Annotated in this window: 9 protein-coding genes; 5 read left to right on the top strand and 4 right to left on the bottom strand. The window is 45.1% G+C overall.

Annotated elements, in window-relative coordinates; genetic code table 11:
- The first annotated feature begins 491 nt into the window (after positions 1-491).
- Positions 492-1,490: a hypothetical protein gene (locus tag KW844_RS11020; protein ID WP_218376781.1), complete on the top strand. Its 999-nt coding sequence runs from the start codon at positions 492-494 to the stop codon at positions 1,488-1,490.
- Between the two features lie 148 nt (positions 1,491-1,638).
- Here the strand turns inward: KW844_RS11020 and KW844_RS11015 are convergent, their stop codons facing one another.
- The 4 genes from KW844_RS11015 to KW844_RS11000 all read right to left on the bottom strand — a co-directional run bounded on the left by KW844_RS11015 (position 1,639) and on the right by KW844_RS11000 (position 9,516).
- Positions 1,639-4,449 (bottom strand): hypothetical protein, encoded by a 2,811-nt coding sequence (locus KW844_RS11015; protein ID WP_218376780.1) that lies wholly within the window; start codon positions 4,447-4,449, stop codon positions 1,639-1,641.
- On the bottom strand, positions 4,446-7,484 hold the full coding sequence (locus KW844_RS11010) for an ankyrin repeat domain-containing protein (protein ID WP_218376779.1): 3,039 nt from the start codon (positions 7,482-7,484) through the stop codon (positions 4,446-4,448). Before KW844_RS11010 ends, KW844_RS11015 begins: the two co-directional genes overlap by 4 nt.
- A gap of 171 nt (positions 7,485-7,655) precedes the next feature.
- Complete coding sequence (locus tag KW844_RS11005; RefSeq protein ID WP_255578349.1) at positions 7,656-8,435, bottom strand: succinate dehydrogenase cytochrome b subunit; 780 nt, start codon at positions 8,433-8,435, stop codon at positions 7,656-7,658.
- A gap of 31 nt (positions 8,436-8,466) precedes the next feature.
- A complete protein-coding gene (locus KW844_RS11000) occupies positions 8,467-9,516 on the bottom strand; it encodes a bestrophin family protein (RefSeq protein WP_218376777.1) in 1,050 nt (349 codons plus the stop codon).
- Positions 9,517-10,066: 550 nt separating this feature from the next.
- On the opposite strand from KW844_RS11000, the gene KW844_RS10995 reads away from it, so the two are divergent.
- The 4 genes from KW844_RS10995 (at position 10,067) to KW844_RS10980 (ending at position 16,274) form a co-directional block, all read left to right on the top strand.
- Positions 10,067-10,705, top strand: a complete 639-nt coding sequence (locus tag KW844_RS10995) for a nucleotidyl transferase AbiEii/AbiGii toxin family protein (protein ID WP_218376776.1) — start codon at positions 10,067-10,069, stop codon at positions 10,703-10,705.
- Between the two features lie 420 nt (positions 10,706-11,125).
- Positions 11,126-11,686, top strand: coding sequence for an RNA polymerase sigma-70 factor (locus KW844_RS10990; protein WP_218376775.1), 561 nt, complete (start codon positions 11,126-11,128; stop codon positions 11,684-11,686).
- A 98-nt stretch (positions 11,687-11,784) separates the two neighbouring features.
- Positions 11,785-12,768, top strand: coding sequence for a FecR family protein (locus tag KW844_RS10985; protein ID WP_218376774.1), 984 nt, complete (start codon positions 11,785-11,787; stop codon positions 12,766-12,768).
- Positions 12,769-12,863: 95 nt separating this feature from the next.
- Positions 12,864-16,274: a SusC/RagA family TonB-linked outer membrane protein gene (locus tag KW844_RS10980; RefSeq protein WP_255578348.1), complete on the top strand. Its 3,411-nt coding sequence runs from the start codon at positions 12,864-12,866 to the stop codon at positions 16,272-16,274.
- The last annotated feature ends 7 nt before the right edge of the window (positions 16,275-16,281 follow it).

The raw sequence follows: 16,281 nt of genomic DNA, 5'->3' as shown, positions 1-16,281 counted from the left end.
TATAATCAGGTTAATAAATAATGTCATCATCGAATCTATGGGTTCGTCTGTTGTTTTCCAGGTAGTAGTGGATTAACTATGGGTCTTCAGTGTGCTCCTATATCAGATTCTTTTCTGTTGAAATGAAGATATAATTTTTTTTCAATTGTAGTGATTTTTTTCTGAAAATATTTTGAATATTTTTTTTGAGACGGCAACTACATAACTACCATGAAATGTAATACCACCGCAGCTATCACAAAACCCATTCAAAAGTGATCTTACCGTATTTTATTTCACTGCGGTATACTTGCAGGAGTAAATTTATTCTAAAAAAATACCGCTGTTGAATGTTGTTTTTTATTCCATTCATTAATTATATTTGGAGACTATGACCCGGCGGTAACAATACTGCAAAAGAATTTTGTGTTGGCCGAAAATGTTATACCCATCTATCCTTTTTTACTAAGACTATCCTTACCCAAACGCACTTAACCAAACAAAACCTATATATGAAAACAAGTCACCTAAACTTCCGGTTATCACTCCTGGCACTATTTTGTGGACTGTTAGGCGTGATCGCCTGTAATAAGTCCGCCAGCGAAGATCCAGGACTGGCAAAAGTTGCTGAAGTAAATGCAGCCACCGCACAAGCAGGAAAAATTCACAACTCCGGACTGGACTATATTGCCGGCACCGTGTTCAAACTCACCACACCAGGAGAAAGCTTTGCCAAAGCTATCCGGACTAAGGGCAGCAGCATGTCGCGCGCAGCTACACTCACCACTACCACGGCAGACATTGCCGCAGCAGCTGCTGCCTATGTAGCCAAAGATCCAGCCTACGCCGGTATTAAGCTGGCTAATCCGGATGAAGCGGTACGCAGCCTGGATGAATTGAATGCTAAATTTTATGATACAGGATTACAAGGGCAATGGACAAAATCCTATAGTGACAACAAGCTTAAATCGCTCGCTACCAGCAGGGAATATGCCATGGTAGCTGATATAGAAGCTACGTTCAATGACCTGTACAAACAAAATCTTACCTACGATCAATTTTACACCAGCTTTAAAAGCAAAGTGGAAGACCTGAAAAAGAAATATGCAGGCATAAAGTACGCTGAAAACGAGGGCGAGTTATTTAACGGCATCCTCAGTATTGGGGCCAACTCTAATGAATACTGGTATGAAGCCTTCAGGGAAGCAGATCTTATTCTTGGCGGCGGGGATATTATCCTTCAGCCAGGTAATGGCGAGGTGATTAGTCCCTGTGCCTTTGTACAGGCCGATTGCATAGGTTATCTCTCTGGCTGGGCTTCTGCGCTGTGGGATGATTATAATAGTCCTGGTGGTGTTAAACCAAGCGGACAAACCCGCAGAATCGGCCAGGGTGTGATCTGGGGACTCAGCGCCAGTTCCTTTGGCCTGATAAGAATGAAAGTAGCGCCGAAGGTGGTGGTTACACCAATCCTGCTACCAGAGCCTGATAAAGTTGTGCCAGTAAATTAATAGCAGCAGCTATTTCCTGACAAACAAAAGAGAGCTATCAAAAATAAATGAGCATCCTGAGAATGACGCAGGTAGCCAAATGAAAATAGGCTGTATCAAAATTTTGTTACAGCCTATTTTTATTGCAACTGCTAATGGAATTTTGCTTTTATTTTTTCGGCTCCCATACATAAATCATTACACCCCGCGGATCAGACCAGGCATATGACATAGGACGATTATAAAAGCTGGCTTCCGGGCGGCCCAGGAAAAAGCTCGTCACCCGCGGGAGCTTAAGTCCCGCATAGGCAGCTCCTCCGGAAACATCTTCACAAAGGGAAGGCATACCAATGGCCACATGCCCGTGTGCCTGACCTGCACTCACAAAAACAACGGCCCTGCCCTGACTGGCGTAGAATGCCGCATCATACAGGTTTTGCTGCACTGTAGCCTGGCCTATTGCTTTCCAGCCCTGGGGCTCACTACCCAGGTAGTTGAAGATTTCATTGGCCGTCATATAGCGTTTTGTGCCATTGTCATTCGTTTTATAAAATCCATCCAGGCCATAAATACGGTTTAATGCCATCGATACATACAAGTTACAGGGCGTATCACCATTAGCATCGGCGGCATTACAGGAGTTACCAAATTCTTTGAGCATATTGCCTATCTCATAGGCATACAGCTCCGGATTAAGCACAGACGCTTCGTTTAAAACCGCCTCCGGTATCAGCCCCTCACTAAACAAGCGCAACAGCTTCATATTGTTGATATGATGCGTGGCAGCCTGCTCGCACTGCAGCGGGTATTTATTATACGTACCGGACGACTTATCACTAAACACAGAAGCGTACCGACCTACCTGGTTGAGCCTTTGCCCGTATACCTGGAAATCATTATTGGTTGTAAAAATCGGATGCGGTTTACCCTGGGCATAGTATTCCAGGATTTCCTTCCTGATCCGGGTAATGTTCAGATCACGTTTAAACATCTCATATTGCAACCCATCATTCGTCAGTATTTGCTTTAGCGGATGATCCGCTCCCACTTCGGGAATGCCCGGAATGCCCTGCGGCATTGCCGGTGTGGTCATTAACCGGAAGGGGATCACATTAGGCAAATTGACTGTTTGACTACCACTGCTGCCCCACTCCTGCATTACACGCGTATTGTTATAGTCGTATTTGCGTAACAGGTTGGTAGAATAAGCCAGTTTAGCACCCAGCGCAGCGGTGTTCTTTATCTCCCATTCCTTTGTAATCTCCTCCAGTTGTTGTTGGCGTTGCTCCAGCAAAGCCACACGATTATTGATGTTAGTCCTGGCCTTTGCAATTTCGGTTACACCATATGGCCCTCCCCTGTTATCGGTAGAAAAACCGCCATCCCGCACCGAGCCGAGGATATCTGTTAATGGATTGGCCCCGCCATTATTAAGACTGTTATGATAGTTACCATAGTTATATCCTAATCCATATGCACCATCAAAATTCAGGTAGTAGAAAGCCGGCCGCTCGTCAAAAGTCGCTACCACGGATATCAGCGCATGGTACTTATTCATTCGCTTTTTATTTCCTTTTAACGTGGCACCTGACCCGGCTTTCAATAACATCTCCCTGGAAAAAAATTTATTGACTGCCGATAATGACTGTTTATTGGTTTTAAAAGGCAGCCCATGTACCAGGTCGTCCCTCATAGTGATGCTATCCTGTACCAACAGTGTTTTCAGGTAATTAAGATAGCTCGTAACCGGAATTAACTTCCTGTTATTGATCCATTCATTCACCAGCAAACTTAACTTCTCCCTATTTTGCTCATACAAATCCAGCTTTAGAAAATCCTGCTGACGTTTGGTGAAATTACGGAGCGAATCAGTTTTATATTGCTGCAATTCACGATAGCTCCTGCTGGAATATAACAGCACGTCGCTTAACAGCGACTGATCAAAAATTGCTTTAATACTATCTGAAATATTATACTGCTGCTCTATTGTTTTCAATTTTTCTGCAGTGAGGATATGCGCTGCAGCATTGGTTCTGGCGTTATTATACACGATCGCCTGCCTCCAGTGCATGGTGAGGGTATCCAGAAAGAGGGACCCCTGTGTTAAAAATGGTTTTCGCTTTTCATATTCTTCGTAAAAAATCCGGTTGGACAAGCGGTGCAGGCTATCAGCGCGAATAATTTTATCTTTCAGCATATGCATACCGTCAAAAACTTTCTGCATTTGTTTTAACTCCTGATCGCTCTGATAAAACTGGTAGGCCATCACCACAATAAATACATAGGGAAAGTAAGTAGCGGCTGCCTCTGCACCATAAGCACCCACCATAGCCTCATAGTAGAAAGGCATAGAGGCCAGGGCAGCATTACCCATATTATTATTGCCTGACCACTCACCGGAGCTACCATCTGAACTTTCTGTATAGCTGGCAGATGCTGATACTGCGAATTTATCACTGGCTGTATTAGCGACATTATTGCCCATTTTCAGCACCGATTCAAACAACAGCTCCCGGCCGGCATACACTAACCCGGAATGAAGAAAAGCGGGAACAGTAACGGCCGAATCAATATCTGTAATGATCCTGCGGGCACGCAACATGTAATAGCCCAGATCGTTCAACCTTATTTGATTTTTACGGGCATCTTCATAGCGTTCTATTGCCAGCTGTAACTGTTGCGGACCAGTAAGCGGCAGCTTTTGCAAGGAATCATAAGTAGCCTCAAACCGTACCATCCCTGTTTGCAGCACATTCAGGCTCGAGTCAATAAATTCCATCAACTGCAGTCGCATGGTAGATTTAGCGGTGAAGAAATTCTGCCATTTCACCTGCACATCTTCATCAGCCAGTTTATGCGACTGTTCCTGCAGATCCTCCTTTACCCAATCCAGGAATTCGTCTCCATATTTGGACGATTGCGCCCATGTGCCCAATGAGAGATGCAGCAGCACCAGCGATAGCAATACCCTTGTTTTCATTTTTTACCTACTAAGTTTTTGATAATTATACTTCCCTTTCCATCCACATCTGTTTCTTTGAAAAGCATATTGTTATTATTCCAGATTTTATTGTTTTCTGCAATCTTCAAATGCTGATCAAACATATCCTGCAAGTGTTGCCTGGTAAGGAACTGGCTGAGTTCGAACAATAAAGTCTGCACATGAATCACGGAATAATTAACCGGACCAAATACGCCGTGTTTCAGAAAGGTGGCTACCAATTCTATGATGGCGATGCTGTTATTGCTCTCCTTCACTTGTTCCCTTAACTGTTGTAGTTTTTGTTTTAGCTCCGCATTATTTACTTCGGATAATAGTTTATCGAGCAGTTGAAGGAGTTGCGTTTTATCTCCGGGATTGACCAGTACCTGGTTCAGTGCACTGTACACACTTTTTACCTGGGTATTGTAGCTGCTGATGCTGGCAAGTTCCGCTTGCAGTTCCTGCTGGATATTAAACAAAAAATTGTCCTGCACCGCGTGTTCAGACATGATGTGCAATACCGTCTGATACTTCTTATGCTCAAAGGTATGGCTGTAGTCATTCCCATCCCCTACAGTTGATTTGATGAGTTTTTTATTGATGTCCTCTATTTTTTGATAGTAACGTAATCTGTCAATAAACTGATTGTTTTGTGGAGTATCAATACTAAAGCCTTCCTGCATGGTAACGCTGATATTGATGAGTGCCGATTTATCCGCCACAAACGGCATGGTTGCTATTACTTTATCTGTACTGAGGTCAAAGGTATCCTGCTCACCTGCACTGATAACAATACCTGTATCTTTCAGGTGAGTGATTTTGATCAGTGGCTTCAGGGTATTGTAATTATCGTTTCGGATGGTTGCAATCGGGAAGGAAACAGGATATAATGAATCATATGGAATATAAGGCAGTTCAAAGATTAGTCTGGTATCCGAGCGCAGTTTGGCTGCCTGTAGATCCGCGGGCGAAAGGTCGCCCATGTTAATAAATGGCCGGTGACCAAAATCGGGCATATACGCGGTAAAGGAGAAATACCGGAGGGTAGCTTTGGAGTTATAGCTGCTGGGGTAGTCCAATTCTTTGGCTGTAAAGGACATTTCTCCCAGCCGGCCGAAGGTCAGCTTTGCGCCTGGCTTCATCTCATCCGGGAAGCCCGTCACGAATTTGGCTGGGAGCTGGCGCAATTTCATATGTACATTTTGTGGCTGCAATTGCGAGAGGGATGCGAATTTCACCAGGTCACTCCTTCTTTTGGTGATGGGTTGATGGAGCGGCAGGTTGTCGCCAGGGTTTACAGTGAGCATTTGCTTTCGCAGCAATTCCATGGTCAGTACATACTGCAGGATCACGGGTCTTTCGCCCAGGTAGTCAGTGGATTCGAATAGGATATCTATTTCGTTGGGGGCTAATCGCGCGTCGTGTGCCAGCAGGTACTGAACCATTTCAAGGTCGCCCTGGGCGGCACAGGCAAACAGGAGGGAATAGTTTGCTCCCGGATCATTTACCCTTGCCCCATTTTGGATGAGGAGTCGCAGGAAGTCCCAGTTTTTTGCATGGGCTGCGGTGATAGTGAGGCGTTCCATGTAAGGACCAGGTTGTTGCAGGTCGGCCTTCCATTCCGCCACCACTGGCCACAGTGTGGCAGCATCCATTTGCTTAGCCAGGAAAAACAGGGTGGCGTTACGGTCAATGGCGGACCTTAACAAGGCTGTTTTCTGTTGACGGTTAAGATGTGCGTACCAGCTCTGAAATGTAGTGGTGGTAAGTGCGGAGTCTTTTACATGCGTCAGCAGATTTATGAAATAAGTAATGGTGGCCGGAGACGGCGTTGTATTTTTAACGTAATTGGAGAGCGGTTCCAGGTCGGCCGGATCATTGGAATAGCGGAAATTATTTCGCTGGATCATCTGGGCTACAAACCGGAAGGTGCCATCCGTAAAGGCTATGTTTTCATTTTCCTGTGCGAGCGTAGCTATCAGCGGAAATACTTTGGAGCTGACGCCGGCGGTATCCACATAATATCCCAGGAGTAAGTCCTTAAACTGATCCTTTCCATATACCAGGGCGATTTCGAGGCCGTTAAGGCCGGCAGAATCTTTCCTGATCATCAGTGGCATCAGCAGTTGATGATGCCGTTGAAAGAAGCGCTGGCAGTTACCTATGGCGGCCACGTGAGCGGCATTTCTGCCGGAGGTGGTGGTCAGGGCCGGGTTGGCGCCCAGTGCCAGGAGGGTATCGGAGAGGTGGTCGTTTCCGGATAACAGTGCCGTATGGAGTAGCGGATTGCCCCGCATGACTGTATTGATGATACCTGGATTTTTTTGCAATATGCTGATGACGAAAGAATCGTTTTTAGCGAGTATGCCGGCGTACGCCAGCTGCGCGGGCCCTACACCTTCCCTGGATGGAAACTTCCTATGGATGAGGTGCTGCATCATGGCCAGGCGGGGATAATCCATGGCATAGCAGAGGTCCAGGGCTGTTTGCCCGTCCTCGTCCACCAGGTTGGTGGGAACACCATATTTGAGGAGCGTGTCCACCGCGGCTATTGCCCGTTTGGAATCGTTGGCAAGCCGGAGGTAGGGCAAGGACTCCGGATCAGCAGAGGCGGTAGTCCCGGGCAGGTAATCGTCCAGCACCCATCGGGCGGCCTGTGGCGGGAACTCCTGTACTACCCCGTGATACGGCAGGTAGGTTTTCCAGTCGGCCCCCGGCATTTTAGCAACATACAAACCGATCAGGTTGTACACGCTAAACTGGATAGCATACTGGAATGCCTGGTAATTTTGGGTAGACAGAGTGGCTCCTTTCGCCATAAGCAGCTCGGCCATTTTCCGGTTACCGGTAAGCGTGGCGATGGTCAGCGCAGTTTCGTGCTGGTAAACACCATTCACGGCTGTGCCGTTGTTTAACAGGGATTCCACCTGTTGATAATTTTCGGCGGCAATGGCTTTAAACAGGTCTTTATGTTGGGACCAGGCACTGTTTGACAGCAGCACAAACAGTAGTACAGAGATAAATTTTGTCATAATTAGGTTGATAAATAGCTACCTGCTTTTATTCGGGGCCACGCTGATCCATTTTGCATCTCTCGCAGATCGTAAAGAATATATGGGGCAAATATAATTTACTGTTCTGAGATGTGTTTAATATTTTAGTGGCCCATTCGTGCTATTATTACCTCTTGCCTGATTTTCTGACTACATCAAACTCTTTATATAAAACACAACAGGCATAGATGCAAATGCCGCCGGGATGATTACCGCAAACAGCCAGATACCGGTCCCCCGAATTATTGGTGTATAGCGGCCATGCACCACTCCCACCGTCCGAAACGCGCTTTGGAAGCCATGATACATATGATAGGCAACCGCGACCATAGCCAGGAGATAGAGTACCACATACCAGAGCAAACTAAAGCTATGGGTTACGATCACATAGAGGTCTTTCACCCGTACGATTTCGATATTGCCCTCTTGTGTAACAGCATAGTCAAACGCAGGCGATTCCGGCACGTACAATGCATTCGTGATTTCGCCCGTCATCAGGTCTTTCCGGTATTCGCGGTAACTGCCCTCTGTGAATTTATATCTCCCCCAAAAATTACTCATGTGAATAACCAAGAAAAGGAAAATTATACTCCCCAGTAAACCCATATTCAGGGAGGCCCAGCGTACTGGTGCTTTAGGGGCGACTGCATATTTCACAGGCCGTGCTTTGCGATTATTGATCGTTAGTACAATTGCGTAAAACGCATGTACGAGTATAGCGATGTAAAGGGTATAGGCAGCTATTTCAACAGGTGGAAAATGCGTCATAAAATGCGCATAAATATTAAACGTATAGCCTTCGTCGCCTGCAAACAGCGTCAGGTTACCGCCCAGGTGCACTATCAGGAACAGGCAGAGGAAAAGGCCTGTCATGGACATAATCAGTTTTCTGCCAATCGTGGAGCTAAAAAATTGTCTAAAATTAATCATTGTATATTTTATTTTTTATGGAGAGATGTATTTACACGAGGATGTCATGCTGCGGCAGGATCGGCGCGGGTAATTCCGTTTCGCCTAACATTTCCCTGATGTCAATTTCAATGGCGTTGCATATTTGCGATATGGGCACATCGTTGGCACTTCCTTCAAACGGATTTTCGGTGCTCTCTCCTACTTGTTCCAGCGTGGTATACAGCCAGGAAATGATGGCGCTGAAAGGAATCAGCAGCCAGATCATATGTCCTTTCATGATACCTGAAACACTGTCGTTGAGCTTATCGAACTCCCGCAGCAGGCCAAATGGCAGCAGGAAGCAAAACATGTGTACGAAGATGTTATTGATAATAGCATACTGACGGGGATACGGTGTATTCTTCAGTGATTCGCAATGCCCCTGCTGGCTCACGAGGTTATTGAGTGTGCGCTGCATTTCCAGGTATTGCAGTGGTACTATTTCCTGGACATCAAAGGCGTTTTTTATTGCTTTGCTTTGAAGCGCCAGCAGCTGAGTAGCCATGTTGTGCGACCGGGATATGGCGGACAACTCCGCTGCCGGAAGGTATTTTGCCAGCGTTGTTTCAAGATCCGTTTGGCGTTCCGGGATACGGTAGTAGCGCTGGTATTCGGCATTGTAGCCAGCATCGGCCACTTCCCATACGCGTATTTCCCGCATGTTGTAGCGGAGCACGGTGAGCCAGGCAAAGTGCCGGTTCAGCAATTCTTTAACAAAGTCCGCGTCCTTGAAATAGTCGCGGCACATGAGTCCCCAGGCCTTACTGAGATTACTGATATGCGCCCAAATCACATGACCATCATCCGTGCGGTTATAGGTTTGCGTGTTTTTAAACCCTACAATGAAAGCGGTGGCGGTACCTAATAGTGCTACCACTACCCAGGGTACCGCGATCCATTTCCATCCCAGGAGCTGGTATAAAACCAATGGGATGGTGTTGAGAAGGATGAGTATATAGATGCGTCTTCTCGTCCAGAAAAGGAAGTCTGTTATTTTATATGATTTACCGGTGTGCATGTCTGTTGGTTTCTTTGCTGCTCCAGCGGTTACAACCGACATGCCAAATAGTTAACTAACTGGAAAACAGTATATTGTATAACAATGGCGTATATTCATGCACGATATATAGTGAGTTCACGATTGAATTAGCCAAATATGGTGAAAATGGGATGTCCCTTTAATTGATTCGTCTCACACCAGGGATCATTTCCGCTTGGAAATGACACTTTCAACAATTTTTTATTTATCTAAAATCCAATGACAAATGGAAATGCCCGTTTGAACTTTTATTTGTATTTTTGCAATATTATTTATTGATTTACAATCGTATATATTGCATGTTTTTCGATACTTATAAAAATCACCCCGATGCGCATATCAATACTTCCCTATTTTGGGAGTATGACAAATCAAATTTTGATTTTGTAAGCATGAGAAATATTGTTGTGCAAAGGGTAATTGAACGAGGATGGCCTAACGACTGGTATGGCATGTTAAATCTATATGGTATTGATGGTGTTAAGGAGGCAATAAAAAGCCTACCCTATCTTAACGAAAAAGATATGAACTTTGTAAGTCACCAATTTAATATACCATTATCTGATTTGAAATGCTACGAAAAGAAACAGTCAGCGAATCCACACTGGAACTCTTAAAAAGTTTAATGAAAGATGAGCATCTACAGGATTTTTTTCTGGTAGGTGGAACGGCACTTGCGTTACTGATTGGTCACCGTATTAGTATTGACCTTGATCTCTTCACTATAGCTCCATTCAATGAAGATGCTGTCTTAACTGAACTGGAAACTAATTATAGCTTTCAATTAGATTTTCAGGCAAGAAATACAATTAAAGGGCGAATTCAGGAGGTTAAAGTCGATTTAATTACGCATGCTTATCCCTTAGTTCAACCATTAACTGAAGAAGAAGGGGTACGAATGGCAAGCCTAAAAGACATTGCAGCAATGAAACTAAATGCAATCACAGGAAATGGTACGCGTTTAAAAGATTTCATTGATATCGCTTACCTTTCAGCTTACCTTCCACTGGCTGATATGTTAGAAGCCTACAGTGAAAAATATTCATCCAGAAATCCTATTATGGTTCTTAAAGCCTTGGATTATCACAATGACATTGATTTCAAGGAACCTATTATGATGCTCGATGGAGAATACTCATGGAAAAAAATAAAAGGACGCCTTGATCAGATGACACTTCATCCGCAAAAGCTCTTTAGCAGCATTTTTTAATGCTATCTCGGACGAAGATTCACAATAGTTATCAACTGTTAACTCATCAATTACCCCGAACGCTTTTACAATCGCCAGTTTATCGCCAGGGAGAAAGTCCACCATCAGATTTCAGCACACCTAGATGAGCTTTTGACAAACTATTTCAATCGCCAAAACGGATATGTCACCTTTGGCGTTCAGGCAAACAACACGATAACCCATATCATCTTCAAACGAAAAAAACTTTTTAAAAAATTTAATTATTTGTCGATCAGACAATTAATAAAATAATAAAGTCAACCCTCCTTTGGTCAACTATTTAAACAAATTCTGTAAAATCAATACTGATTAACGAGATCACAACAACAATACAATTGTACTAACGACACTTAATATTTTAACATTTGCGCCTTTACATAATTTGGGTATTTTTACTTTATGCGCAACGATATTCCCGAATTACAAAGAAGAATATACGGCGGTGACACACAGGCATTTAAAGAATTATACGACTGTTGCTGTACTCCATTGCTGCAGTTAGCCACAGCCATTGTTCGCAACAGGGAAATGGCAGAAGAAATAGTAGCAGATGTTTTTATAGCCATATGGAAAAAAAGAGAAAGCCTTTGTCAAACCAATAACCTCAAATGGTACCTATATGCGGCCACCCGCAACATTTCGCTAAACTATCTACGAAAATATGCCCCACAGAAAACACAGCTGCTTGATGAATCCTATTCACCGGAATATGAGGTAAGTCCGGAAGCGCAACTCATCAGCAATGACATGATCCGGCATATTAACCGGGCCATTAATGAACTGCCGCCGCAGTGCCGCCTCATCTTTAAACTGGTAAAAGAAGATGGCCTCAAATACCGCGAAGTAGCCCTCCTCCTCAATATCTCCATAAAAACAGTAGAAAACCAGGTAGGTATCGCTTTAAAAAAACTAACCAAAATGAAAGCAATCTTAATTGCTTCCTTACCTGGCGCCCAATAACCCACTCCACAAAAATTTTCTCCCTGCCTTAGGGGTATTTACATTTTCCTGTTGTCTTATACCCACGGATGCCTTTTCCCATCATTTTCACTAATACTATGAGCAACGACCGTATATGGATACTACTCGGAAAGCAGTTCAGTGGAGAAATATCCACCACGGAACTAGCTGAACTGGAAACATTGTTGAAAGAAGATTCCGATGCAGCAGCGGCCAGGGAATTGGCCGCCAATGTCTGGGAAACACCCATACAGGATGCAGCGGACGCCAGCAATGGCAAAGACCGCATATGGGCCGCAGTAAAGCCGCAACTGACCCCGCTCCGGCATCGCCCGGTATTACGCAGATTACAAACTGCGGCCATCGCTGCTTGCGTAATAGTCCTCCTTTGGTTCGGATGGCTACAGATACGCCCTACTACTCCTGCATTACAACAGCTAAGTGTGGCTGCCGGAAAATCCAGGGTAGTTCTCCCCGATAGTTCCATCGTATGGCTCAACGCCAATACGCAACTACATTATGACAAAAACAGCTTTGGCAAACAATACCGGGAGATTACACTCAGCGGTGAGGCCTTCTTTGATATCGCAAAAAATGAAGCCATCCCCTTCATTATCCATGCCGGGAAAATAAATATCCGGGTACTTGGAACCGCATTTAACGTGAAAGCCTATACGGATGACAGCGCTGTGTATACCACGCTGGTCCGCGGAAAAATCGCGGTATCATTCCAGGAACAAACCGTCATACTGCAGCCTGAAGAAAAACTGACCGTACCGGTAACCCAAGCAGTCAAAGTATTTCAGCCAACGCACCTGAAGAAAGACAGCAGTGGCCAGCTTCCTGAAATCTCCTGGATAAATAATAAACTGATATTTGACAATGATCCTTTTGCAATACTTGCAAATAAAATGAGTAAGTGGTATGGTGTCAACTTTCATTTCGAATCTCCCGCCCTCCAACAATTGCGGTTTACCGGCATCATCGATACAGAATCAATAGACGAAGCATTGAAAATGCTGCAACTCTCCAGACCTTTCCGTTTCCAGATCAGCGGGAAGGACGTATACATCCATAATTAACAGCCTATTATTCATCTTCAAAAATAAACGTTATGACCTAAAATCATTACACATCCGGTTACGATACTTTCCTTCAACCTAAATCATTCCATGTTATGAAATCAATGATTCTATGGACTTTTAATAAAAGTCTGCATATCGGTATGCCATGTTTGCTCTTCCTGGCCTTACTTATTACTCACATCCTGCCTGCCTACGCTACCACTCCGTCACAGGAAAGGATTACCATCTCCCTGGAAAAAGTCAGTATAAAAACAGTACTGAAAACGATTCAACAAAAAAGCCACTGCCGCCTCATATACAGTGACGACATTCTGCCGGAAAAACCACCGGTATCCATTCATGCGGAAAATGCTACCGTTGAGCAGGTGCTGACACAAACATTTAGCGGCACTACCCTGCGGTATGCTGCAATGGATAATAATGTAATCATAATAGCCGCCAGAGATGCCAGCGCCATTAAAATAAGCGGCACCGTCACCAATGAACGTGGTGATCTGCTTATTGGCGTGTCTGTAAAAATAAAAGGTACCAACATTGGGACTATGACCAATGAAAAAGGGCATTTTGAGTTACAAGCCACAGCAGGCGTGACGCTGGTATTCAGCTACGTAGGTTATGAACAGGCAGAAATCCTGAGTACCGCCGATCCTGTCAACATAGTCCTGAAAGAAAGTGCCAGTGGTTTGAATGAAGTGGTGGTAGTGGGTTACGGCACACAGAAAAAAACATCATCCACCGCCTCTGTATCCGCCGTACAGGGAAAAGAGCTGGCAAAATCGCCGGTTACCAATATCTCCAATTCACTGGCAGGGAATGTTGCCGGTATCAGCATGCGTCCTAATGGCGGGCAGCCGGGAAGAGACAATCCTGATATACATATCAGGGGCATCGCCACTACAGGTAATAACTCCCCGCTCATCGTAGTGGATGGTATCATCCGCAATAACATCAACGAAATTTCCCCCAGCTCTATCGCTTCTGTCACGGTTTTAAAAGATGCCGCTGCTGTAGCACCTTACGGGCTGGGGGGTGCAAACGGGGTAATCCTTATCACCACCAAACGTGGTCAAACAGGCATTCCATCGCTTTCACTCAACGCCTACTATGGCTGGCAAACGCCTACCTATTATCCTAAAATGCTGAATGCACAGGATTATATGCGCCTGCGTAATGAGGCTTATATGAATGAAAACCCCGGTGGCACACAACAACCTTTCGCTGCGGATTACATCAATGATTATGCCGCCATGAACGCGAAGGACCCCGACAAATACCCAATCAGCAATACAAAAGACCTGGTACGCATGCAGGCACCCATGCAAAATTATAACCTGCAATTAAGCGGTGGCACCAAAGTTATCCGCTATTACGCCGGTCTTGGTTACCTCAACCAGGATGGTATGTTCGCTCCTGTGAACTATAAGCGTTACGACTACAACGTAAACATGGAAGTAAGCGCCACCCCCACCACGATGGTGTCTATGGCGCTGATTGGCGCCATCCAAAACACCAACAGTGTGGATGCTGCTACCACACCGGGGCAGTTGTTCCGTAGCGCATACAAACTGATTCCCATCACGAACCTTTATTACAGTAATGGCCTGTGGGGTGAATTTGCCGGGAACTCTCCGGTAGGTATTCTGAATGCGGGTTACTCCCACCGCAAAGCTACCTCGCTGCTCACCACACTTGCGGTTGAACAACAGCTGCCGTTCATCAAAGGACTAAGCATTAAAGGAACCTTCAGCTACGATCCAAACGATGCAATGGTGAAAGGATGGCATACACCGTTTTATTTTTACTCACAGAATACTACCACTACCCCTTACACCTATACGAAACAGATATCCACTTCGGAGGGTAACGCCGCAGCCTACACCTGGCTCAATCAGGAATATGCCAAAAACCAGTACTTCACCTACCAGGGATTCCTCAATTACCATAATACCTTCGGCAAGCACGATGTTACTGGTTTGCTTGTTGCTGAAGCACGCAAAAACGACTCTACCGGCTTCTCTGCCCGGCGGAATAATTTCGCTGTAAACATTGACGAACTGGGCATGGGCAGTTCCAATAAAAATGATTTTGACAACAACGGTTCTACGGTTACCGGTAGTCAACTTGGATTTGTGTACCGGTTCGGTTACAGCTATGACCATAAATATCTTTTTGAAGCAGCCGGCCGCTATGATGGCCACTACTATTTTGCTCCCGGCAAACGCTGGGGCTATTTCCCGGCCTTCTCAGCCGGATGGATTTTATCAGAAGAAAAATTCATGGCTGCTCGTCCCTCCGCACTCAACTACCTTAAGCTGAGAGGATCATGGGGAAAATCGGGTAACCTGGCCGGATCAGCCTTCCAATACCTGAATGGCTATAATTTATACGGCAATGCCTATGCTTTTGGCAACGGTAATATGGTACAAGGTGCTAACATCACCATGGAAGCCAATACCAACATCACCTGGGAAATCTCCACCAAAACGGATGTAGGGCTGGATGCCTCCTTATGGGAAGGGCTACTCACACTTGAAGTAGATTATTTTCATGAAAGAAGGACAGGCATGCTGCTGCCTCCGGCAGTAACGGTGCCTGTGGAATACGGTCTGAATCTTTCCGATGAAAATCAGGGTATCATGGTTAACAAGGGTTTTGAAGTAGTGGCAGGTACCAACCACCGTTTTTCAAACGGACTCCAACTAAACCTGACTGGTAATTTCAGTTATGCGAAGAATAAAATGGAGCAAATATTTGAAACGGCGGCCACCCGTAATAATCCCAACCGTAGCAGAACTGGCAGACCTTTCGGCACACAATTCGGCTACCGTGCGCAAGGCCTCTTTTCTATGGCAGACGATAAAAATCAGGATGGTATCATCAATAGCGATGATGGCTACAATGTTACCCAGTTTGGCGTACTTCACCCCGGTGATATCCGCTATGCAGATATCAGCGGCCCGGATGGGAAACCCGATGGAAAAATAGACGCCAATGATGAAGTGGTGATTGGTAACCCCGTATATCCTTTTATCACCTACGGCTTTACTCCCAGCGCATCATGGAAAGGGTTTGACCTCAGCTTATTTTTCCAGGGATCAGCCCTGTCAGGCCTGAACATCCGCGGATTCCAAACCGTTCCTTTCAACAACAACAATAGCAATTCGGCATATGAATACTATAATAATCACTGGACACCCTCTACCCCAGATGCAAAGTATCCGCGTGCTAATCAGTCACCCTATGCCAACAATACCCAGAATTCTGATTTCTGGATCATGAAAACAGGGTACCTGCGTTTAAAAACTGCGGTATTGGGATACACGCTTCCTGCCCGTATTTCCAAAGCGATGAAAATGCAACGCCTACGTTGCTATTTCTCCGGGCAAAATCTGCTGACGTTCAGCAAAATGAAATTCATGGACCCGGAAGTAGGTTATACCGATCTGGAAACAGCCTACCCCAACCAAAAGGTTTTTGTGTTCGGGCTAAATGTCACCTTTTAGATTCATC

The sequence above is a fragment of the Chitinophaga sp. sic0106 genome (assembly GCF_019219075.1).
In the GTDB taxonomy this organism is placed as follows: Bacteria; Bacteroidota; Bacteroidia; order Chitinophagales; family Chitinophagaceae; genus Chitinophaga.
This window is presented reverse-complemented; position numbering and strand designations above follow the sequence as displayed.